Here is a 23,399-nt window from a genome sequence, read left to right as displayed (position 1 = left end):
GAATTTGCAACCTAAAGTGTCTGTAATAGTTAGAACAAAAGATAGAATATTACTATTAAAAAGAGCTATAGAGAGTATCATAGAACAGTCGTATCGAAACTGGGAGATTATACTGGTGAATAACGGTGGAGATGTTAATCAGATAAAGGAACTCCTTCATTCTTTTGATTCTAATGTTATAGACCGGATTAGGTTAATTAATATCGAGGGAAATAATTATATGGAGGTAGCTACTAATATAGGTTTAAAAAATAGTAGCGGCGATTTCATAGCTCTCCTAGATGATGATGATACATGGGATAAGGAGTTTTTAACAAGTTGTATGAATATTCTCCTTTCAGATAGTTCTATCGGTGGTGTAGTGACTCAGACAATGCTTGTTTATGAAAGGTTAGAAAGCAATGAAGTGCGAGAAATAGATAGAGAAATTTTTAATAGGAAATTAAGTAAGGTAAGTTTATTTAAATTATTAAGGTGTAACCTTTTTACGTCCAATTCGTTTGTATACCGTAAAAAATTATTAGATATTGTAGGTATATATGATGAAAATCTTCCAGTTCTAGGAGACTGGGAGTTTAATATTAGGTTTCTAATGCATAGTAATATAAAGGTTATCAAGCGTCCTTTGGCATATTATCATAAAAGGGTATTAAATCAATCTGGAGATAGTTACAGTAATACTAATATAAATGAACATATAAAATGGGATAAGAAGATTCGAAGAAAGTATGCTGCAAAATTTATGAGATCAAGATACTTTCTATTTGGATTTTTTATATGGGGATGGGGAATAGTTAATAATTTAAAGAGGAAAGTTATAGGTTTAAAAGGAGAAATCAGTAATGAATATTTGGATTCTTACTAGCGAGTTTCCTCCTAGCTTTGGGGGAGGTATAGGAATGTATGTAGATCAAGCATCTACAATGTTTTCAGAAAGAGGGCATAAAGTAACTGTATTGGTAAGAGATGATCATAAAGATTCTATAGAATACCCAAATGAAAATTTAAGAGTTATTCGTTTTAAGCATATGGAAGGGGAGTTTTACTCTTATTTAGGATATTGGACGGCTTTGGCATATCAGTATGCAGAGGAGTTAGCTAAATTCATTGTTAAATTTGGGGAAGCTCCTGATATTATTGAAATACAAGATTATAATGCGATAGGATATTACATATTGCAAAAAAAATGGCTTAAAGATCCTATATTTAAGGATATTCCAATTGTTTTGCACCTACATACTCCAACATTTGAGCTAGACAAAATAAATCAAGCTCCAAGATATAAATTCCCTAACTATTGGATTGGTCAAATGGAAAAGTTCTGTATAAAAGCTGTAGATGCTTTATTATCTCCGAGTCATTTTTTGAAAGAAAAGCTTCAGGGGCTAGTCCCTGAAAAAGATATCAAGGTTATTAATTTGCCATATGATTTAAAAGACTATAGAGAAGGTTATCAAAGAAATTTCGATTCTGATACGTTCCTTTATATAGGTAGAACAGAGTACCGTAAAGGTGTTCTGCAAATGATTAAAGGAGCAGAAAATCTGTGGAAGAAAGGGTACGAATTTAAGCTGAAAATTATAGGTGGCGATACATATTTTTATCCACGGAGTCGAATGCTTGGAGATTATCTGAAAGAAAAATATGAGCATAGAATCAAAGAAGGAAAGCTTATTTTTAAAAATGCAGTACCTCCTAAAGAACTTAATCCAGAAATATTAAATGCAAGAGCAGTAATAGTACCATCTTTGTATGAGAACTTCCCTTATACATGTTTAACATCTATGTGGCTAGGAGCTCCGATGTTAGTATCTGCTTCAGGTGGTCAAGCAGAAATGGTTGGAGAAAATGGAGTATGTGGTCTAATTTTTAATTGGGAAATAGAAGGAGATTTTGAGGATAAGCTAAGACAGCTCATAGAAATGGATAAATCACAATTACAAGAAATGAGTCTGAACTCAGAAAAAAGAATCCGTTCTTTATGTAATGTTGAGAAAAATTTAGAAGAAAGAATTAAATTTTTTGAAGATATTATTCATGAATCTAAAATGAAAAATAAAGATAGTTTCCCTACCTTATTAGACATACCTAAACAAGAACTAAAACATAAAGTAACGTACGTTAAAGGGAAATTATCAATCATTATTCCTTTTTATAATTTGGGCAAATTTTTAAACGAAACCTTAAATAGTGCTTTAAATTCTACTTATCCTCATAAAGAAATTATTATAGTTAATGATGGTTCTACTGATGAAATGAGTCTGAATCTTTTGGAGGAAATTAGAAAAAAAGATAATCCAATAATTAAAATTATTGATTTGAAAAACAAGGGATTAGCTAACGCAAGAAATGTAGGAGCTATGAACGCTGAGGGAGAGTTTATTACTTTCCTTGATGCTGATGATTTGGTAGATCCGAGTTTTTATGCAAAGGCTATTGATATTTTAAATACTTATCAAAACGTATCTTTTGTTTATAGTTGGTTAGAGTATTTTGGTGAATCAAAGGGAGTATGGGCTACATTTAACGCAGAGTTTCCTTATCTTCTATGTCAAAATATGCTATCTGCTTTTGCGGTTGTTAGAAAAGAAGACTTTATTAATTTTGGACTTAACAAAATAGAATTGGAATATGGTTTAGAAGATTACGAGGGCTGGCTCTCGATGTGCGCGAATGGCTGTGTGGGAATTAGTATACCGGAAACTCTAGTTAAGTATAGAGTAAGAAAAGACTCTATGGCGAGACAGTTTAATCCTGATATGTTGAAATATTTAAGAAGCATAATTTCTGATAGAAATCCTGAAATATACCAAAAATATGCTGTTGAAATTTTTAATTTACTTGATGCAAATGGACCAGGATTTAAATGGAATAACCCCTCTTTTGATAGTCCTGAATCAGTTATATCTGAAAATACCTATGAAGGTAACCTTCAAAAAAATGAGCTATTAAGAATTGCAAATTCAAAACTAGGAAAATTTATTATTAAAGCAATGTTCAAACTGAAATTGAACAAGCTATTTAAATAAAAAGCTTAAGGAGAGATTGGTTTGGAGAGATTAGAATTTAGTTCTGGAGCCAAGTACAGTGCTATCGAAGGAGCCATCCATATTAATAGATACTTAATAGCAAAAGATCTTTGTAAAGGAAAAAGAGTACTAGACGCTGCATGTGGGGAAGGTTACGGTAGCTTTCTATTATCAAAGTGGGGAGCTAAAGCAGTCGATGGAATTGATATATCCGAAGAAGCAATACAAAATGCTAAAGCGAATTTTAAACAAGAAAATTTAACATTCCATCAAGGTTCTGTAGAGGAAATGGGAAAGTTCCCTTCTAGAAATTACGATTTAATTATATCATTAGAAACAATAGAACACTTGTCTAATCCTGAGAAAATGTTACAAGAGTTTAGACGGCTAATAAAACCTGATGGAATAATCATTATATCTTGTCCTAACGATTATTATTATTATCCCGAAGAAAGTATGGGAAATCCTTATCATTTAAAGAAGTATACATTTGATGAATTTAAAAGTATGACAGAATCTATTCTAGGACAAAACGCGGAGTTTTATTTGGGTACTCCAGTAGGTGGATTTATAAACAAAAAATTCCGTAACTTTGATATAGGTAATCAATCTCAAGATTATATGTTTCAGTATAAAAGTAACCATAAATCTCTGCTGATTCCTCAAGATCATCAAATTGATGAGAGCAACTGTAGCTACTTTTTAGGCATATGGGGATGTACAGATGGTTTGCTTGAGGAAACTGCAGTTATATATGCAAAAAGTATGGATGCTAGAGAAAGTTTATTTGATTGGGAGATAAACAATTTTAAAACTAAAATTTTTGAACTTGAAAATAAAATATGTGAATATAAATCACAATTAAAAGATCTTTTATTAAAAAATTCAGAATTAAAAAGAGAAAATGAACAACTACATTTAAAGTTAGAGGCCGTACAGGTAGAAAATGATTATATAAAAAACAGCCTATCTGAAAAAACAAATGATAAAGTAAAACAGCTAGAAGAAGAACTTAATAATATTTATAAATCTAATGGGTTTAAAATGCTTTTAAAATACTATAAATTGCGTGATAAATTTTTTAGTATAAGGAGTAAGCTAACACGTCTAAGAGGAGAAGGGTAATATGGATGATGTACAATTAAATATCATACCTGAACTTCAAAAAGGTAAATATATTTATGAAAATAATCATAAATATATATTAAATTCTAAAAATATCGGAGATGATGGAGAAAATTTAACAATAGTGGTTCTATCTCTTAATAGATCAGCATTAACTATAAGGTTAATGCATTCAATAAGAACCGAGATTCCTAATTTTAAAGGAGATTTTCTTATCATTGACAACGGTTCGGATGAAGCAGAGCTTAAAAACATCAAAAACGAAGCTACTAGAATGCCATTTAATTGTAAAATTATTGAGTTGAATAAAAACTATGGTGTTGCTGGTGGTAGGAATCTTTCCGTTGAGCATGTGCGTACAGATTGGATCATGTTTCTTGATAACGACATTTATTTTATCGGTAATCCTCTATCTAAAATTCAAGAAGATATTTCTATGCTTGGATGTCATTTTCTTAACTTACCTTTATTAAATGAAACAGGCGAGAAAATTTTTGCATATGGTGGACATCTCTATTTTCATATTATTAATCAAAGTAAGTATATTGGTGGAGGCTCTGTTTATAGACAAGAACCATATCCTTCAAATAAAATAGATGAGCCATTTCTGTCAACGTTTTTATTTGGTGGGGCTTCTGTATTAAATAAACATACTTTTCAATCTCTAGGTAAATTTGATGATAGAATGTTTATCGGTTTTGAAGACATAGATTTTTCTCTGAGGATTTTCAAAAATGGATATAAAATTGGTAATTGTGGAATTCTTTGCTTAGTACATGATCATCCAAAACCTAGTAAGAAATCGGATGTAGATTATGAAAAAGAGAGGTTTTCGAGAAATATTTTGAAAGAATCCGCTGAATATTTCGAGAAAAAACATGGTATTAAAGTTTGGAATGATCATGTTGATGAATGGCTAAAAGAGAAAAAACGACAACTTGGATTAGATAATGAAAATGAAGAAATCAAACAAATCGAATTAACAGAAAAGCAGACTGCTGTTAGCTATAAACGTCCTAGAATTGCTCTAATTGTCGACACGGATAACTGGGCGTTTGCCAATATTTCTAAACAATTAGTAAAGCATTTGGATGAATATTTTGAGTTTCGCATTATCCCAATGAGTTGGATTAATAATATAACTCAAGTGCTATTATTAGTAAAGGATTATGACTTAATACATTTTTTCTGGAGACCACATGTTGCATGGATTTCATCTGATGACAATAAAGAGTATTTGAGAAAGTTAGGGATTAGCTATAATTCTTTTTATGAGGATGTTATTCAAAAACTCAATATATCTACTTGCATTTATGATCATTTGTTTCTTGAACAAGATTCGTTAGAACTAAACAAATCTATTTTTAATCTGGCCAAAAATTATTATGTTTGTTCGGATAAATTATATCAAATTTATAAGAAGCTTCCGTTCACTCAAAATTTATACGATGAACCTCTTGAAGATGGTGTAGATACAAGTATATTTAAACCTATAAATATTAGTAGATTTAGTGATATTAAGGATAGGAAAATAGTTATTGGTTGGTGTGGAAACAGTAAGTGGGCGGATCATATTGAAGATTTTAAAGGAGTTCATACTATATTAAAACCTGCTATACAAGAATTAATAGATGAAGGTTATCCTATTGAAATAAATTTTGCAGATCGATCTGAAAAAATGATACCACATGAGGAAATGCCTAATTATTATTCTAAGATCGATTTGTATATCTGTACTTCTAAATTTGAGGGTACACCTAATCCTGTATTAGAAGCTATGGCCTGTGGAGTGCCAGTTATATCTACAGATGTGGGAATTGTACCAAACGTTTTTGGAACGAAGCAAAAAAATTTTATTATGAAAGAACGTAGCAAAGATGAGTTAAAAAGGCTAATTAAAGATTTATTAAGAGAACCAGGGATGTTTAAAGAATTATCAGAGGAAAATTTAGAGTCTATTAAAGAATGGGATTGGAGTTATAAAACTAAAAAATTTAAAAAATATTTTATTAAATGTCTGAATTACTGAATAGTGTCTTTAATGATTTGACAAAGTTGGGACTTCTTTAAGTCCACAATGCACCGAAAACGAAAACACTGAAACTGTTTGCTGGGGTTGATTATGTTATTTATTATTGTGTTTAGACAATTTATTAAGATTTCACAAATGAACGAGAAATTAAGACTGTAGATGAGCATTTTTCATTACAATAATTTCCATGGTTAGAGAGACAAACAGGGTACCCCTTACGCGATACGGAGCTGTTTTTTGATCACATCAATGGGAATATCTTGCTTTGCAGCGTCATAAATGAACTCGACGACGCTGTGGTCTTTCCGCGACCGAAGAAGCTCCAGCCCGGTGGAGAGGTTTTGTCGGGATTCGGCGATGCTGTACACGCAGGCCAACAGCACCACCGCCCAATACCGTTTCACCGCCCGAATGTGGCGAACGCGGTATCCATCCAGCTTCAGTTGATCTTTCGCCTGCCGGAAAAAGCACTCGATCGTCCAGCGCTGGGCGTAGTAACGCAAGATGTCTTCGTCCCCGAGTTCCCGGTCGGTGCTCAAGATGCAATGAAGATGTTCCGGCGTCAGCGGCTGATCCGCCTTCCAAGCCAGCAGCACCACCGCGTCATCGAGGCCATGGATGGCCCCCTCATAGCGATACACGCGATAACGCTCCTGCCCCACCGTGACGAGGCGGGTGTCTTTGGACTCGATATAGCGGGCGAACTGCTTGGCTTGGATGGCGATGCCTTTCGGGTAGAGAATCCGGTTCGTCTTGAGCATCGCGATGACATGGAATCCCTGTTTCAAGCAGGCTTCAATGAGCTTTTTGGACGGATACCACGAATCCATGAGCACATACACCGGCTGAGCCCGCTTCACCTTGAGCGAGGAAAGCATCTCGATCGCCAGGTCGATCTTGCTTTTTCCCGCTTTCTTGTCATACAGGCGGAACGCAAATGGGAACGCCTGCGTGAAGGTGTGCACCATCAGCCAAACGAGCGAATGCCCCCAGACCGATTGATGATCTTTATGCGAGTAGTGCCAGTCGCACCCTTGAATGGCGTGCGCAGCCCGTGACGAAGGCTTTGTTTTTTGGCAAATCGTATCATCAATCGAAACAAAAAGGGGTTGATTCTTCCGTTTGGCCAGTCGTTCGACCTGGGAAAGGATCCACTCTTGAAGCTTCCCAAGCAGCCTTTCCTCGTTCCAAGGGCTTTTCGTGAAAAAGTGACTGAGCGTCGTTCGATGATTCGGATGAAAGCTCCAGTAATGAATATCAGTCAATGTTCCCGAGAATCCCTTGGTGGTCAAGGCATCGACGATATGAATGAGATGCTTGATGACCGGTTTGGAAAGCTGCAGCGTCAACCCCAGCGTGAAGAAAAACTTGTGGATTCCTTGGTGATGTGCTAATTTATTCATGAGACATGAACCTCCTTGTGTGAATGGGTTTTGAGCACATCTATTTTACCCAAGGAGTCCGGTTCATGTCTCCTTTTTTGTTTAGTTGTCAATTTATGTCAGTGAATTTGCTCATCTACAGATTAAGAGATAGTATTTCAACAATTTCTATTCTAGAATTCGAGTTGAAAAAAGTTTCTAATCAGCTAGAGGAAATAAAAAATCGTGAGGAGACTCGTCAGTAAGGATTCTTATTACAACCACTTTCCGGTACCGTCAAGAATTTTGTGTATGTAAGATATATACATGCAACATGAAGAGTTAACTTCTCAGTCATCCTGCACACCCTAAGCGCTGCAGCACTTCCTCCGGACGTTCGTGGATGTAGTTGACAAACCGAGTAATGGCTTGAATGATATCGTTGCGATCCTTGTGAAATACATTGGCTGTTTTTTGCAAGCAAAAAATGCAGAGAAGTGCAAGAAAAAATACATAGGCTTGCCAGCTCAAGACTTAAGGTTCCAGACCGGGGGCAGAGGACGGCTGGATCGCGGAGAGAGCGTTCCGCAGTCGATAGCTCTCTCCCGTAAAGGCCAAGATGTGGGCGTGGTGAACCAAGCGATCCACTAACGCTGCCGTCAAACGGTTGTCCCCAAACACCCGATTCCACTGTCCAAATTCTAGATTCGATGTCACCATGACGCTTTTTCGCTCGTAACAGTCGGCGATAATATGAAACAACAGTTCCGATCCTTGCTTTTGAAACGGCACATAGCCGAGTTCATCCAAAATCAACAGTTCGCATGGGTCGAGGCTTCGTTTCAGCCGTCCGAGCGTGCCGTTTTTCAACGCCTCTTCCAGCTGGGCGACAAGATCCGCGACGCGGAAAAACCGAACCTCATGGCCTTGTTGGCACGCCTGAATGCCAAGTGCTGTGGCGAGATGGGTTTTCCCCGTTCCAGGTGAACCTAAAAGCAGAACGTTTTGCTTTCGCTCCAAAAAGCGAAGGTCACACAGTTCCTCCCTCGATGTCGTGGCTGGCCAATGGATATGACCCGACCATTCGTAATCCTTCAGCCATTTCAACTCCCGAAACTTGGCTTTCTTGATCAGCCGAGCCTGTTTCGCTTCTTGGCGGCACGACAGTTCCAGCGCCAATACATCCCGCAAAAACTGTTCTTTCGTTTCGAATCTCACCTCCTCGAATCGATCTGCGATATAGGCCAAATGCAGCGCTTTACAAATCTCTTTCACCTCTGCTCTCATTTCTGGACACTCCCTTCCCGAGCGGGATGAAGACGTTGATCATACACCGTTAAATCCGTTTCATAGTCGATTAGAACGGAAGGGGTGTATGATTCTTCCCACTTGTCCGGGTAATAGGAGTGCTTCGCTTCCATCAACACGCCGATTTCATGAGGAGTCAAGTCCCATCGCTGACTCTCCTCGAGCCACTGGGCGATTTCGTAAAGCGTGTGCCGATCCAACAGCGCTCGCAGTCCTTTTAAACGGGCCACCACCTGGGGCGGGGGGGCCAGCCAGATACATTCGGATCGCCTCCGGCAAGTACGTCCGGTAGCGGGAATGTCCGACAACCCGGGGTTTGGTCTCCCACTCAGCGAAAATCTCTTTCCAAGGGATTTCGCGTTTCACGTTCGTATACGGCCTTGGCGCTTCAAGATGGACGTCTCCATCGGAAGAGAACACAACGAAACGATTCCATTCTTTCTTCACCAACACCCGGTTGGGGACGGACAGGCCATGGACGACGAACGCCTTCCCATCCACCATCACTTCTCCGTATTTATTCACGTAAGCGTGATCGAGGGAGAAGATCGGAAGATCTTGTTCCGGCAACGCCAACAGCTCTGGTTGTTCTTCCTGCCATAGTTCCTCGATCCACCGCCCCTTTTCATAATGAGGACGGTTTCGGTCCTCGACCATCTTGCGATGCAGCCACTCCACCAGCTCCGGATCCGACTCCATCAATGGAGCGGGGATGAAACAAAGGTTGCGAGTGTAATAGACTTTTCGCTCCGCATTTCCTTTCTCATGTCCACTGTATGGATTGCACACTTGTACATCAAACCGATAGTAGAGTTGGAATTTCTCAAAAGCCTCGGTGAATCGGCGTTCTCCCCCTTTTCGAATCGACACAATGGCCGCGGACAAATTGTCAATGCGCAATGCCTTTGGCACTCCCCCAGCCTGACGAAACAGCTGCGTCAACCCGTGGAGGAAGCATTCACTGTTTTCCGCCGGCAGCGGATAAGCAAACGCAGCGTTGCTATAGGGAAAGCTCATGATCAAAACCGATCGCTCTTCTTCCTTCCCCTCCTTCGTCACCACCGTCATCTTCCCGAAATCCACCTGCGCCTCGCCTGGCGGGTGCTCCAGTCGTTCATAGCGCTGTTCTTTCTCGAGCTTGAGCTGCGGTCTTCGTTTTTGCACGTACGCGCAAACGGTGCGATACGAGCCTTGAAATCCATGGTCACGACAAAGCGCTTCAAACATCGTCTTGTTCGTTCGCCGTTGTTTTCTCGGCAGCTTGGCATCCTCCTCCAACCAGTCATCAATGATTTGCCCGTACCCTTCTTCCTCCATCATCCCCTTTTTGCGTTTGATGGTTGGTTGGACAGAAATGTCTTCATCTGCGTATTTTTTGACCGTTCTCCAGTTATATCCCGTTTCACGGGAAATTTCCGCAATCGATAACCCTTTCTTTTCACGCAGTTTTCTGATACGATTAATTTCGGGCATTGCCAGCATCCTTTCGCTCCTCCACTGTTTGGTTATGTGTTCACAACTTCCACAGTAGAGGAAATGTTAGAGGCTGGCAAGCCTTTTTTTCTTTGCCTTCAGCTCTGCACTTTTCGTTGCAGAACTCTGTATTTTTATTTTGCAATAAACAATTGGCAATCACCGTATCTTTCAGCCATTTCCATAAGCGTTCGATCGGGTTCAGCTGTGGCGAATAGGGAGGAAGGTAAATAAAGTGAAAACACTGCCCTTCTTCCCGCAAAAACTCCTTGACCATTTTGGCATGGTGAATGCGGGCGTTATCCAACACCAAGACCATGAGACGGTCCGGATAGCGCTCTTTGAGCATTCTCAAGAAATCCAAGAACGTCGCGGCATTGGCAGCGGTCGTTTGATGAAGCACCGTTTCGCCATCGTGGATGTTGACCGCGCCAAACAGCGATACGTGGGCATGATGGCCGAACGTCGGCACTTGTTTTTGGCGGCCGACTGCCGACCATGTGGACCGCAAGACATGGTAAGAGCGGATATGTGTTTCATCAAGGTACAACAAGACCGAATCAGGATCCATTAAGTTTTTTTTATGAAGTCGATCTGTTTCTCAAAATTCTTTTGTCGATCCGGATCGCCTTTCGCCAATGTGTAGGTCGGCCGTGTCCACGACAGCCCTTTGCGGTGCAGGAGTTTTCGCAACGCTTCGCGGGAAATGCAAACACCGAAGTGCTTTTCGACATAGGATTGCAGGAGTTTGGTGTTCCACGCCGAAGCGACGTCCCAGCCCAGTTCTACGGGAGTGGTGGTCAACACAAGCTGTTTGATCTCTTCCTGCTGTTCTTCGGTGAGAAACGGCTCCCGCCCGGGGGCGAAATCCCGATGAAGCAAGAGCTCCAGACCGCCTTCGTTGAACAGCGACACATAATGGGAAACGGTTTGTCGGCACACGTTGACCATGGAGGCCACCTCTTTGCCCAAATAGCCTTCCATGACCAGGCGAACCGCCATCACCCGTTGGCGAAGAAGGGTGTTTTTGATTTTCCGTTCCTGTTTGCGAAGTGTCCGAGGTGTCCATCCGTGATCGTTGGTGATTTTGAGACGTTTCATGCAGAATTCCGCTCCTTTTCCATTCTTTTCCTTAGGAGCAGTATAACCGGAGTGGGCACCACTTATACGAAGGTTAACTTTTCAATGAGCATATATAGATAGGGTATCTCTGAAATGGATTTGGAATTGATAGGGTACCGGTTTCCTCCGTACAGGAGACTCAATATTCAGTCTCCTGTGCGGAAAGGGAGAAGCCCTTGGTTTGTTCATTTACAGTATTTAGTTAATGATAACACTCTTCAAACATTCGTTGAAGGGCTTCATGAGCTTCGGCAAATCCTCGTAACTTTCTGCCCATTTTTCATTAAAATCTTTGATGGTCAAATATACGACTTTTTCAGCGGCTTCTAAGCTACTTAAACTGTTCATCGGCTTTAGACGTTTCCGAATCTCCTTGATCGTTATCGTTCGTTCAATGGCATTAGTCGTGTAACTCACATTTCGCACCCTCTCGACGAAAATCGGGAGGATTTTTTCGTTCCGATGTCGAATGAATCCTTGACACACAAGGAACGTAAAGGAGTTTTTCTCTTATGAACGTTCAAGTCAAAAAGGTCTATCGCAATCATTATTTGAATATAATAAGTGCCCTATTCAAGAAACTGGGCCTGCCCCAATTGATTGACCATCTCGTTCCCGTTGATCCACAGTGCCAGACTCGAGTCAGCGATGCCGTTCAGGCCATCATCTACAATATGTTTGACGGCCGGCAAGCCCTCGTTCACGTGGAACGATGGGCTCAGGAGATCGATCTAGAGAAACTCATCCGTCCCGGTCTCCATCCTTCCTGGTTGAACGACGATGCCTTGGCTCGTCATCTCGACCGCTTGTATGAGGCCGATATTCACAAGGTGATCAGCACTTGCTTGATTCACATTTATCGCAAAGAAGGCCTTTCCCTCCGAGCCTTTCACGCCGATACGACGGACAAGACGGTTTACGGCGCGTATGAATCGGCCTCATTAGAGGCTTTGCAGATCACACATGGCTACAACCGCCATCATCGTTGGCAAAAACAGATCGGTTTCGGACTGGTCGGCAACGAGGACGGCATCCCGTTTTACGGCGATGTGCACGATGGCAACCTGTAAATTAGCACATTATTTCAGAATCCCTTTTTCAAATTATTTCGGACGGATTCGGAAATAATGTGCAAAATCTTTGCGAATTATTCCAGGTTTTGCAGATTATTTCCGAACATTTGCACATTATTTCGGATGATTAACTAGAATGAGGATGGATCGGGATGAAACATAACAGGGGCCGATCAGCCCCTGCTGTGTCAGTACCCCATTTCTTCGGCTGCCATACGCACAATGTCTTCGTCAATCATATGTTTTTTTAATTGAGCGCCGTATAACAGGCAAGTGGTGGCGAGGTTGTTGATGATCCGCGGCCACCCCTGCGACTGCAGGGCGATCGCTTCTAAGGCAGCTGGGGTAAAAATCGGGTGTTTCGCCCCCGCCTGTTTCAGGCGGTGTTCGATATATCCTACCACTTCTTCCTTATCAAGAGGCCCCATCTGGTATCGCATGATGATTCGTTGGTGAAGCGGACGGTGTTGATTCAACCGTAGTTTTGCCTGTAAATGGGGCAGCCCCGCCAAAATCAAGACAAACGGATTTGTTGAGTCCATGTGAAAGTTGAACAGGATCGCGATATCCTGCAGAAAGGCATCCTTCGCTAAATGCATTTCATCGAGGATGAACACTGACGTTACCCGTTGTTCATGATACAAGCGCTCGATCCCTTGTTGGATTTGATAAAACAAGTCGACCTTGCGGTATTTCGGCTCTTCCCCGAGCCCGAAGGCAAGGCCGCGATAAAAGTCCATCACGCTTCCCGTTGACAATGGAAAATAAACGACGTGATACAGTGACGGATTCAGGGATTCCTTAAACGCCCGAAGGGCGAATGTCTTGCCGGCCCCTGGTTCACCGATCAATAGCCCGATCCCTCTTGTTCGTTTCACGTAGTCCAAAGCGGCGAGGGCCTCTTGATACGAGGCCCCTTGATAAGCCTCTGGTGGATTCGTCTCCTTCGAAAACGGCTCTCGGGAAAGGGAATAAAACGTTTTATACATCGTTTTCGCCTCCCTCTACCGGAACCGCCGCAAACGGTGACCGATGGCGTTTCACATAGGCATTGTCCTCGAAGCGAACAAGGACCGCTTCGGCGACCCGTTGACCGTCTTCGTACACATACACGCCTTGTTCATCATAACGGAGTTCGATCGATTGTCCGATGAACCGGGGCGGAACTTCATACAGCTGCTTGTTCAACGTGACCGTACCATCGGCCTTCACTTTACGGTATTCGCGTTTCAAAAAGATCGAGTCGAGCCAATCCGAATCCTCGACGAACGACACCAAATGGACTTGCGATTGAAACACTTCATGTGGCGTCTTCCCGTTCAACGAGGCATGCGGTTTTCGATGGTAATCTTCCTCCAACCACTTCCAAAATCGCTCGTTTAGCTCTTCGAGCGACTTCGGTGAATTCATTTCGAGCAACGGGTAAAACCGCGTCTGTACGGTGCGGAAAAATCGTTCGATTTTCCCTTTGCTTTGCGGATCGTACGGCTGGGTATGGATCAAGGTGATCCCTAACTCCGCGCAGGCGTACTGCAAGGGTTCCGCCCGATAAATCTTGCCGTTATCCGAGTAAATTCGCTTCGGCTTTCCGTATCGAAGCAGCGCTTCCTTGGTTACGATCCGCAACCCGTCAAATTTCTCGGAAGAGAAAAACTGAGCGTACGGCACGACCCGCGAGCAGTCATCGATATAGGCAATCAAAAACGTTTTTTGCGTTTTGCCATTCACGCGAATCAACGGGCCATGGGACAAATCACCTTGCCAGAGCTCATTGACCTGATCGTACGCGAATCGTTTTCGTTCAGGAATCGGTAAAATTTCTTTCCCCACGAGGTTGTATTTTTTTAAAAGTCGGTATATAGTGAAATAAGAGATGGATTGGATTTCCCCCTGCTCGATAAGGTGTTGGTAAAACACCGTCACGGGCATGTGGGGGTGTTTTTTTCTCAGGGCTAAAATGTGATCCTCTTCTTCAGGTGACAGCCTCCGGGAATGGCCACGGTCCGACCGTCGTTTCGGCTTCAGCGCCTCAAAGCCCCCTTTTTTGTACTGCGTGCACCAGTCGAGGATCGTTTTGGCGGCGATGCGTTTCTCTCCATGGTGGGGAACTTGATGGATCCGTTCCGCTACTTCCTTCAAGTACGTTTTTGGATCGACTTGTCCATTCACCAATGGAGCGATCAATCCATACCGAAATAAAGCGATCTCCTGTCTCATCGACTCATTCATTTCGATCTCCTCCTTCGTTCATCCCATTCTAGGACCTTATCGGTCCATCCTGTCTCTATCCTATCGGATCATTCCCCCGACCGTCGAGAGGAAAGGTTTGTGGAATCTATAAATGATTCCATATAAGGGGATATAAGTAAAATCAGGAACTGAATGTACGTGCAAAAAGATGCGTCGATCGGTGCTCCCATATCTCTTGGATGACGAAAAAGAGGCCGATCTCCTCCATCGTCTGGATCCACCATAGGGCTCGTTCTCTCGCTTGGGCGATGGCAGGACCAATTTTTCTCCAGCGCTCCGCAAAAAACCAATGAAGGTGGTTCAAATTTCGGAATAAACGTCGGACATAAAATAAAACCCCTTCATCCGTAGGAAGGAGTGGAGCCTCCTCCATCCCCCGTTTCGGAGTCAGGCCCAACCGTTCTTTCACCACTCTCCATATGGTGGGCAACGTATACTGAAAATAAGGGAGAAGAAATGAAGGCAACACGGCCACCGTCCTCCTGCACTCCGGGCAGCGATACCGAGCGATCCAAATGCGATAAGACTGATGCGACGTCACGGCATTTCGTTCGTAGTACCCATGGCGATAAAGAGGGCGTTTTGCCTGGCAATGAGGGCACCGCTTAAGAAGGGGAAAGTCGTTTTGTTTTCCCCGCTGGGCATATGTCTGGACATCGACCTGAAAGTCATGAAACCGAATCACGTCCTCGTCCCCCCTCTGGAAATCACCCATGTCCCATTCCGAAATAATTCACAAAAAATTTAGCACATTCTTTCGGAAAGGGGGAGAGGGATATTCCGAAGGAATGTGCAAAAAAGAGTCTTTTTTGTGCGGAAATAAAGTGATAATTTACAGCCAACCTGCCCGATAAAACATGGAATCCCGAGGTGCTGTCTCGTGTCCATGAACAGCTGAAGCAGGCCAAAATCGAAGACGAATGGATTTACGTGGCCGATTCCGCCGCGATGACGAAAGAGACCCTGGCGCAAACCAAAGCGGCCAACGCCTTTTTGATCACCAGAGGCCCTTCGTCGCTCCGGATCGTGAAAACCGCGCTGGCCGAAGCGGATGCTGAGGACACGACGTGGAGCGATCCCTTTACGTTGGCGGAGAGAAACGGTGCCACGTACCGGGTATGGGAAACGGCCTCGACGTATGAAGGCCACCCCGTTCGGCTGATCGTTGTTGAATCGAGCGCGCTCGACCAGCGAAAAGGAAAGACGCTTGAAAAAGAACGAACCAAAGAAGCGGAGCTTCTTCGCGAGGAACAAGCCCGTTGGGAGCGTCACCCCTTCTCCTGCCGGGAAGATGCCGAACAAGCCTTGGCGTCCCTCAAGGCGTCCCTTCGCCCCCGGTTTCATCGGGTTGAGGCCGCGGTCGAAGAGATCGTACGCCTGAAAAAACGGCGCGGACGGCCGAAAAAAGGGGCGGAACCCGAGGTGGAGACGCTGTATTTCTTGCACCTTGACGTCGAATTCGACCAAGACGCGTGGGAACAGGCGAGACGGAAAGCGTCCCGGTTTGTCCTCGTCACGACCGTTCCGAAGGAATGGAAGGGCCAACCCATGGATGCCCAAGAGATCTTGAAGCTGTATAAAGGGCAGATCTCGGTGGAAATGAACTTCGCTTTTTTGAAAGATCCGTTTTTCACGGATGAGATTTACGTCAAAAAACCAGAACGGGTCGCAGTATTAGGCTATTTGTTTCTGTTGGCCTTGGCGATTTACCGCGTTTTTCAGCGCCGAGTGCGTCAGTTTATTACTCCAGAACACCCGTTGAAGGGTCCTGGAGGCCGCAAGCTGACCCGGCCGACGGGACAGGCGATTTTTCAGCTGTTTCAATATGTGAACGTCGTCCTGTTCAAGCTGCCGGATGGGCGCATCCAACGCTCACTGGATCGCTCCCTTACCCCTGATCAGCGAAGGATTCTGCAGGGATTGGGCATGGATGAGAGCATCTACGTGTAACGTGATACGGAACGACCAGCGATGGTAAAAAAAGGATTGCCATCGCTCGTTGTGTTGGTCAAAAAGTTATTCTGAAAAACTAAATAAAAAATCCTTTATTTTGACCTTGTTAGGGTGCGAAATGTGAGGTGTAAATTACACTTCGAATGCTGATTGGATAGTCCATAAAGGTGAGGAGGACATCCAACTCATTCGCCCAAGATTGGACTTCTCTCGGGTACCCGAGTTCGACAGTTTTAAGCCCATTTTAGGCAAACAAAATTTGGAAATCCCTGTTCTATCAAGGATTTGAAAATCACTCCCCTAGAAAAAAACGTTAAATTTCATAGGCACACGTTTTGTAAATTTATACTTTTAATATAAATAATTAATATAGGCATGTATATTCGACGAGTAACACGGAAAAACAAAAATGGCACCACAACGGCTTATCTCCAGCTTGCTCATAACGAATGGGATCCGAAAGCCAAATATGCAAAAGCTAAGGTGATCTATTCTTTCGGACGGGAAGACGAAGTCGACCGTGCCGTTCTGGAACGTCTGGCCAAAAGCATCTCGCGATTCCTTTCTCCCAAGCAAGCATGGGAAACACGGGAAGCAATTGGAGAAGCGTCTGATTTTTTATTCCAATCCTGCAAACGCCTTGGCGGCGTCTGGTTGTTGCATCAACTTTGGGATCAATTGGGATTCGATAAGATTCTCGAGAAGCTATTTGCTTCCCGTCATCACCCAATCCCCTTAGAACGGTTGATTTTCGCGATGGCAGCGAATCGGGCGCTTCATCCTTCCAGCAAATTAGCGATGGAGGACTGGGTTCAAGATGAAGTCTATATTCCGGATCTTCCAGAAGTGGCGAGCCACCAACTGTATCGGGCGATGGATGAATTGCTTGCGGTGCAATCGGAACTGGAACGTCAAGTGTTCTATTCCGTCGCAGATCTATTGAACTTGGAAGTGGATTTGATTTACTTTGATACCACCTCTTCCTATTTTGAAGTGGATCCGTCCGAAGCACCGGAAGATGAGACCTTCCGAAAACAGGGCTTTTCGAAAGATAAGCGTCCCGATCTCTTGCAAGTGGTCATTGGGCTTGCCGTCACCCGCGAAGGCATCCCGATTCGCGCTTGGGTATGGCCGGGAAATACCATGGATATGACGGTGATCGGGCAGGTAAAAAAAGACTTGATCGGTTGGAAACTGGGACGTGTTGTCAGTGTGATGGATCGGGGGTTTTCTTCCGAGGAAAACTTGCGAACCTTACAACAGGCGGGCGGACATTACATCGCCGGCGAAAAAATGCGATCCGGAAAGGCCGCCACGGAAGAAGCAATGAGCCGCCGGGGCCGGTATCACCAAGTTCGGGAAAACTTACATGTCAAAGAGATCATCGTTGGAGATGGAGAGGCGCGCCAGCGCTATGTGTTGGTGTACAACTCACATTTCGCACCCTCCCAACGAAAATCGGGAGGATTTTTTCGTTCCGATGTCGAATGAATCCTTGACACACAAGGAAAGTGAAGGAGTTTTTCTCTCATGAACGTTCAAGTCAAAAAGGTCTATCGTAATGATTATTTGAATATAATAAGTGCCCTATTCAAGAAACTGGGCCTGCCCCAATTGATTGACCATCTCGTTCCCGTTGATCCACAGTGCCAGACTCGAGTCAGCGATGCCGTTCAGGCCATCATCTACAATCTGTTTGACGGCCGGCAAGCCCTCGTTCACGTGGAACGATGGGCTCAGGAGATCGATCTAGAGAAACTCATCCGTCCCGGTCTCCATCCTTCCTGGTTGAACGACGATGCCTTGGCTCGTCATCTCGACCGCTTGTATGAGGCCGACATTCACAAGGTGATCAGCACTTGCTTGATTCACATTTATCGCAAAGAAGGCCTTTCCCTCCGAGCCTTTCACGCCGATACGACGGACAAGACGGTTTACGGCGCGTATGAATCGGCCTCATTAGAGGCTTTGCAGATCACACATGGCTATAACCGCCATCATCGTTGGCAAAAACAGATCGGCTTCGGACTGGTCGGCAACGAGGACGGCATCCCGTTTTACGGCGATGTGCACGACGGCAACCTGCCTGACAAAACGTGGAATCCGGAGGTGCTGTCCCGTGTCCACGAACAGCTCAAACAAGCCAAGATGGAAGACGAATGGATTTACGTGGCCGATTCCGCCGCGATGACAAAAGACACTCTGGCGCAAACCAAAGCGGCCAACGCCTTTTTGATCACCCGAGGCCCTTCGTCGCTTCGGATCGTGAAACGGGCATTAGCGGAGGCCGATTCGCCTCACATCCCGTGGAGCGAACCCTTTACCCTGGCGGAGAGAAACGGCGCCACGTACCGGGTATGGGAAACGGCCTCGACGTATGAAGGCCACCCCGTTCGGCTGATCGTCGTCGAATCGAGTGCGCTCGACCAGCGAAAAGGAAAGACGCTTGAAAAAGAACGAACCAAAGAAGCGGAGCTTCTTCGCGAGGAACAAGCCCATTGGGAGCGCCACCCTTTCTCGTGCCGGGAAGACGCTGAACAAGCCTTGGCGTCCCTCAAGACGTCCCTTCGCCTACGGTTTCATCAGGTCAAGGCCGCGGTCGAAGAGATCGTACGCCCGAAAAAACGGCGCGGACGGCCGAAAAAAGGGGCGGAACCCGAGATGGAGACGCGGTATCTCTTGCGCCTTGACGTCGAATTCGACCAAAACGCGTGGGAACAGGCAAGACGGAAAGCGTCCCGGTTTGTCCTCGTCACGACCGTTCCGGAGGAATGGAAGGGCCAACAAATGGATGCCCAAGAGATCTTGAAGCTATATAAAGGGCAGATCTCGGTGGAAATGAACTTCGCTTTTTTGAAAGACCCTTTTTTCACGGATGAGATCTATGTCAAAAAGCCAGAACGAGTTGCGGTATTGGGCTATTTGTTTCTCTTGGCCTTGGCCATTTACCGCGTCTTTCAGCGCCGGGTGCGCCAGTTCATCACACCCGAACACCCATTAAAGGGCGCCGGAGGCCGCAAGCTGACCCGACCGACGGGGCAGGCGATTTTCCAGCTGTTTCAATATGTGAAGGTCGTCCTCCTGGAGCTGCCGGATGGACGCATCCAACGCTCACTGGATCGCTCCCTCACCCCTGAACAACGAAGGATTCTGCAGGGGTTGGGGCTGGATGAGAGCATTTACGTGTAACGTCATACGGAACGACCAGCGATGGTAAAAAAAGGATAGCCATCGCTCGTCGTGTTGGTCAAAAAGTTATTCTGAAAAACTAAATAAAAAATCCTTTGTTTTGACCTTGTTAGGGTGCGAAATGTGAGGTACAATCCGAAAGAAGCCGAGCGTCAACGGCAAGAGCGAAAGAAGCTGTTGGAGGCGCTGCAGGAGGAATTAGAGGGGCTCCGGCAGCTGCCGAATGAAGCCCATCATAAGGCGACATGTCGTTTACGTGCTCACCCTTCTTATGGAAAATATTTGCGTCAATTAAAAGATGGAACGCTTCGCATCGATAAACAGGCAATTCGCGATGCGGAGAAATATGATGGGAAATATCTCATCCGAACGTCTGACGATACATTGTCAGCCGAAGAAGTGGCGCTTGGATATAAACAACTGGTCGATGTCGAAGATGCCTTTCGGACGCTCAAATCCACCCTCGAATTGCGGCCGATGTATCATCGCTTGGAAGACCGCATTCGTGCGCATGTGCTGCTCAGCTGGCTGGCTCTCCTTTTGGTTCGAATCGTGGAAATTCGTACGGGGGAATCGTGGCGAAAGGTGCGAGACGAACTGCAACGACTGACTTTAGGTCATTTTTCTTCGAAATATGGAGATTTGTATCAGTGCACGGAGCTTACGGCCAAACAGCGTCAAATCTTTGCGGCTGTAGGGGTGGAGCCTCCTCCAAGAATCCTAGACATTCAGCCTAACTCCTAGATACACGCGTGAAGTATGCCCAATCGTTCACCAGCCCTTGCCCCACAAGGGCTGGTGAACGATTTGTTTGCCTAGTCAGTGTCGAACTCGGGGGGGACTTGCTGAACCATTTGGATTCAAACTGTTGAAATAAGATAGATTTATCTCATTAGGTTGACCCTTATTTTAATTGGCTTTTTGGTAAATATCCTGTACGCTGAGGACTACATATCAAGTGACGAGGTAATACTCTGAAATATAACCGTTTGGGTTATTAGATTGCCAACGCCATGAATCCGCGCACATCTCTTCGATTCCTCTTTCAGCTACCCAGCCTAGTTCTTCTTTTGCCTTCGTTGGATCGGCGTAGCAGATCGCGACATCGCCAGGTCGACGTCCGACAATTTTATAAGGAATCTTAACACCTGATGCTTTTTCAAAGGCTGAAACAATCTCAAGAACGCTATATCCTTTTCCTGTACCAAGGTTATAAGCATCGACACCCGGTGTTGTCATTACCTTTTCAAGTGCCTTAAGATGCCCTAGTGCAAGGTCAACGACATGAATATAATCGCGGACACCTGTTCCATCTACGGTAGGATAGTCGTTTCCAAACACTCGTAATTCCTTCAACTTTCCAATGGCCACTTGGGTAATATAAGGCATTAGATTGTTCGGAATGCCATTTGGGTCTTCACCAATACGACCGCTTGGATGGGCACCAATCGGGTTGAAGTAGCGTAAAAGAGCAATCCCCCATTTCTTGTCGGAGACGTATAGGTCTCGTAAAATTTCTTCAATCATAAATTTTGTTCGACCATAAGGATTGGTCGGATGAAGTGGGAAATCTTCTGAAATTGGCACGCGTTCTGGCATACCGTATACCGTAGCCGAAGAACTAAAAACCATTTTCTTCACATCATACTTTTGCATAACATTGCACAGTATAAGTGTACCAGTAATATTGTTGTGGTAATAGCGAAGAGGAACTTCTACCGATTCACCGACTGCCTTAAGACCAGCAAAATGAATCACGGCATCAATTTTATTTTCTGAAAACACTGTTTCTAACTCATCTCTATTAAGCAAATCGACTTTATAAAACTTAAACTCTTTCCCAGTAATTTCGCTTATACGCTTTAATGATTCGGGTTTGCTATTACAGAAATTATCAATCACGACAATTTCATAACCTGCATTTAATAATTCGACGCAAGTATGACTACCGATATAACCAGCGCCTCCAGTTACAAGTATTGCCATTACAAATCCCCCCCGATAATTATTTAAGAATTATAATTTTGTATAAATCTAACTTGGAGATTCTATCTGACCGATGTATAGGTTTTGTGAAAATGTCAAACGATTAATCAAGCGATTAAAGAATCAAAAATCAAGTCTTTCAGTGTTAATATGTATGATTATCACGAAGTTAGATATATAAGCTTTTTTATACATATTAAACATAGACAAATTTCTTGATAATATTAAAAGTCGCATCCTGTATATTCAAGATTACGTTATACATACCACAATGATTATGCACGTTTATATGTCGAGGGATTTATAAGTAGATTAGGATAAACTCCAAGGTATGAATTAATGTTTATAATAGCCTACTCTTATGTAAGAGATTCGATTCTATTTGTTTATTGGCTACCATATCCCTCTAAAAAATTTATAAATATTTTTAAGTGAAGTTCTTCGTGCGCGCTGTATTTTTTTTCTTTTAAGAATCATATTGGAATATTCATTTTTAAAAAGTGTCCATGCTTTTAACAATTCTCTCTCTTTTAAAACGGCATAGGAAAGAATAATGAACTCATAAATTAAAATTGCAGGTAAATGTAATAAAATGTACAACAGGTGGTCATTTTTTAAAATACAATAGTATCTATTGATATATGAATGTTTTCTAATTTTCATTGGTACATCCGATCGTTTTTTTTGTTCATTCCAGCCTCTTTTGTGTTCGGCAATCGCATTTGGAACAAATATACTGTTCCAACCAAAGATTCTTGCTCGCCAACTGACATCTACATCTTCCTTGTAAGCAAAGAAAGATTCATCAAAAAATTGATTGTTTATAGAAATATCTTCTATCATTTGACGCCGATATAAAGCTGCTGCCCCTGAAACCCCAAATATTTCAACGTCTTTATCGAATTGACCATTATCTATTTGTCCAGTTCCTCGATCGAATGCACGACGATTTTTCTTTATTATAATACCTGTGCTATCAAGCAAACGTTTTTTATAATCTCTATATAACTTTCCAGTTCCCATCCCGATACTAGGGTTAATTTCCATAACTTTTATTATTTCTTCGATATAATTGCTATGTAAACAAACATCAGGGTTTAAAACGAGAACATAATCAGAAGATGATAATTGTAAAGCTTGATTATGCCCACCAGCAAAGCCATTATTATTTTGATTTTTTACTAACAATATATCATCATGTTTCTCGACTATTTCTACGGTAGAATCATCTGAAGCATTATCGATAACTATAATGTTTGTGATGGGATAAGACTGTGCACGAACAGACTCTAGACAATCGTTAATGTATTTTTCACTATTATACGTAACAATTTGTACTGTAATCGTTGGCATATGTATTCCACCTGTTTTCTATATCAATGAGTAAATTGAACAAAATTCGGAAACGTGGTATGTTTAGAAGCAGAAAATACCTTTTTATGTATTTATATGAATAGTCACTTTCATTATACAAAAACGGTATCTTTTTGTATATACG

14 protein-coding genes and 6 pseudogenes are annotated in these 23,399 nt (G+C 43.2%); 9 read left to right on the top strand and 11 right to left on the bottom strand.

Annotated features, from left to right (window positions below; all coding sequences use genetic code 11):
- The first annotated feature begins 16 nt into the window (after positions 1-16).
- Genes QWV57_RS16330 through QWV57_RS16315 form a run of 4 tightly spaced genes read left to right on the top strand, consistent with a single transcriptional unit; the run spans position 17 to position 6,183 of the window.
- Positions 17-865: a glycosyltransferase gene (locus QWV57_RS16330; protein ID WP_301102131.1), complete on the top strand. Its 849-nt coding sequence runs from the start codon at positions 17-19 to the stop codon at positions 863-865.
- Positions 843-3,029, top strand: coding sequence for a glycosyltransferase (locus QWV57_RS16325; protein WP_301100109.1), 2,187 nt, complete (start codon positions 843-845; stop codon positions 3,027-3,029). The genes QWV57_RS16330 and QWV57_RS16325 overlap by 23 nt, the downstream gene beginning before the upstream one ends.
- Positions 3,030-3,050: 21 nt before the next feature.
- Positions 3,051-4,154, top strand: coding sequence for a methyltransferase domain-containing protein (locus QWV57_RS16320; RefSeq protein ID WP_301100108.1), 1,104 nt, complete (start codon positions 3,051-3,053; stop codon positions 4,152-4,154).
- Position 4,155: 1 nt separating this feature from the next.
- Positions 4,156-6,183: a glycosyltransferase gene (locus tag QWV57_RS16315; RefSeq protein ID WP_301100107.1), complete on the top strand. Its 2,028-nt coding sequence runs from the start codon at positions 4,156-4,158 to the stop codon at positions 6,181-6,183.
- A gap of 218 nt (positions 6,184-6,401) precedes the next feature.
- Here the strand turns inward: QWV57_RS16315 and QWV57_RS16310 are convergent, their stop codons facing one another.
- The 6 genes and pseudogenes from QWV57_RS16310 to QWV57_RS16285 form a co-directional block, all read right to left on the bottom strand.
- On the bottom strand, positions 6,402-7,589 hold the full coding sequence (locus QWV57_RS16310) for an IS701 family transposase (RefSeq protein WP_301100106.1): 1,188 nt from the start codon (positions 7,587-7,589) through the stop codon (positions 6,402-6,404).
- A 492-nt stretch (positions 7,590-8,081) separates the two neighbouring features.
- Positions 8,082-8,834 (bottom strand): IS21-like element helper ATPase IstB, encoded by a 753-nt coding sequence (gene istB / locus QWV57_RS16305; protein ID WP_041468500.1) that lies wholly within the window; start codon positions 8,832-8,834, stop codon positions 8,082-8,084.
- A pseudogene (gene istA / locus QWV57_RS16300) lies at positions 8,831-10,337 on the bottom strand (IS21 family transposase). Before istA ends, istB begins: the two are co-directional and overlap by 4 nt.
- Before the next feature lie 31 nt (positions 10,338-10,368).
- Positions 10,369-10,899 (bottom strand): IS630 family transposase, encoded by a 531-nt coding sequence (locus QWV57_RS16295; RefSeq protein ID WP_301100105.1) that lies wholly within the window; start codon positions 10,897-10,899, stop codon positions 10,369-10,371.
- Entirely contained in the window at positions 10,899-11,429 is a 531-nt protein-coding gene (locus tag QWV57_RS16290) for an IS630 family transposase (RefSeq protein ID WP_014195313.1), read from the bottom strand. The genes QWV57_RS16295 and QWV57_RS16290 overlap by 1 nt, the downstream gene beginning before the upstream one ends.
- 223 nt (positions 11,430-11,652) lie before the next feature.
- A pseudogene (locus tag QWV57_RS16285) lies at positions 11,653-11,876 on the bottom strand (IS256 family transposase); the annotation flags it as partial.
- A gap of 86 nt (positions 11,877-11,962) precedes the next feature.
- On the opposite strand from QWV57_RS16285, the pseudogene QWV57_RS16280 reads away from it, so the two are divergent.
- Positions 11,963-12,517: pseudogene (locus QWV57_RS16280) on the top strand (IS1634 family transposase); the annotation flags it as partial.
- Positions 12,518-12,711: 194 nt separating this feature from the next.
- On the opposite strand, the gene QWV57_RS16275 reads toward QWV57_RS16280, so the two are convergent.
- From QWV57_RS16275 to QWV57_RS16265, 3 genes are all read right to left on the bottom strand, one after another.
- Positions 12,712-13,512: an ExeA family protein gene (locus QWV57_RS16275; protein WP_011229854.1), complete on the bottom strand. Its 801-nt coding sequence runs from the start codon at positions 13,510-13,512 to the stop codon at positions 12,712-12,714.
- The gene (locus QWV57_RS16270) at positions 13,505-14,752 is read right to left on the bottom strand and encodes an IS481 family transposase (RefSeq protein WP_011229853.1); all 1,248 of its coding nucleotides are present in this window, start codon (positions 14,750-14,752) and stop codon (positions 13,505-13,507) included. The genes QWV57_RS16275 and QWV57_RS16270 overlap by 8 nt, the downstream gene beginning before the upstream one ends.
- Before the next feature lie 142 nt (positions 14,753-14,894).
- A complete protein-coding gene (locus QWV57_RS16265) occupies positions 14,895-15,458 on the bottom strand; it encodes a DUF6431 domain-containing protein (protein ID WP_011229674.1) in 564 nt (187 codons plus the stop codon).
- 155 nt (positions 15,459-15,613) lie between these two features.
- On the opposite strand from QWV57_RS16265, the pseudogene QWV57_RS16260 reads away from it, so the two are divergent.
- From QWV57_RS16260 to QWV57_RS16245, 4 genes and pseudogenes are all read left to right on the top strand, one after another.
- Positions 15,614-16,723, top strand: a pseudogene (locus tag QWV57_RS16260) (IS1634 family transposase); the annotation flags it as partial.
- 378 nt (positions 16,724-17,101) lie between these two features.
- Positions 17,102-18,184: pseudogene (locus QWV57_RS16255) on the top strand (IS1634 family transposase); the annotation flags it as partial.
- A gap of 72 nt (positions 18,185-18,256) precedes the next feature.
- Positions 18,257-19,915 (top strand): IS1634 family transposase, encoded by a 1,659-nt coding sequence (locus QWV57_RS16250; RefSeq protein WP_301100104.1) that lies wholly within the window; start codon positions 18,257-18,259, stop codon positions 19,913-19,915.
- 129 nt (positions 19,916-20,044) lie between these two features.
- Positions 20,045-20,659: pseudogene (locus QWV57_RS16245) on the top strand (IS1634 family transposase); the annotation flags it as partial.
- 210 nt (positions 20,660-20,869) lie between these two features.
- Here the strand turns inward: QWV57_RS16245 and galE are convergent.
- Both galE and QWV57_RS16235 read right to left on the bottom strand, forming a co-directional pair.
- Entirely contained in the window at positions 20,870-21,901 is a 1,032-nt protein-coding gene (gene galE / locus QWV57_RS16240; protein ID WP_268852907.1) for a UDP-glucose 4-epimerase GalE, read from the bottom strand.
- 393 nt (positions 21,902-22,294) lie between these two features.
- Positions 22,295-23,254 (bottom strand): glycosyltransferase family 2 protein, encoded by a 960-nt coding sequence (locus QWV57_RS16235; protein ID WP_301100103.1) that lies wholly within the window; start codon positions 23,252-23,254, stop codon positions 22,295-22,297.
- Positions 23,255-23,399 lie beyond the last annotated feature (145 nt).

Origin of the sequence: Geobacillus zalihae (genome assembly GCF_030414215.1) — a bacterium.
GTDB classification, from domain to species: Bacteria; Bacillota; Bacilli; order Bacillales; family Anoxybacillaceae; genus Geobacillus; species Geobacillus zalihae.
Note: the sequence above shows the minus strand (reverse complement) of the source record. Positions and strands in the feature narration are given on the sequence as shown.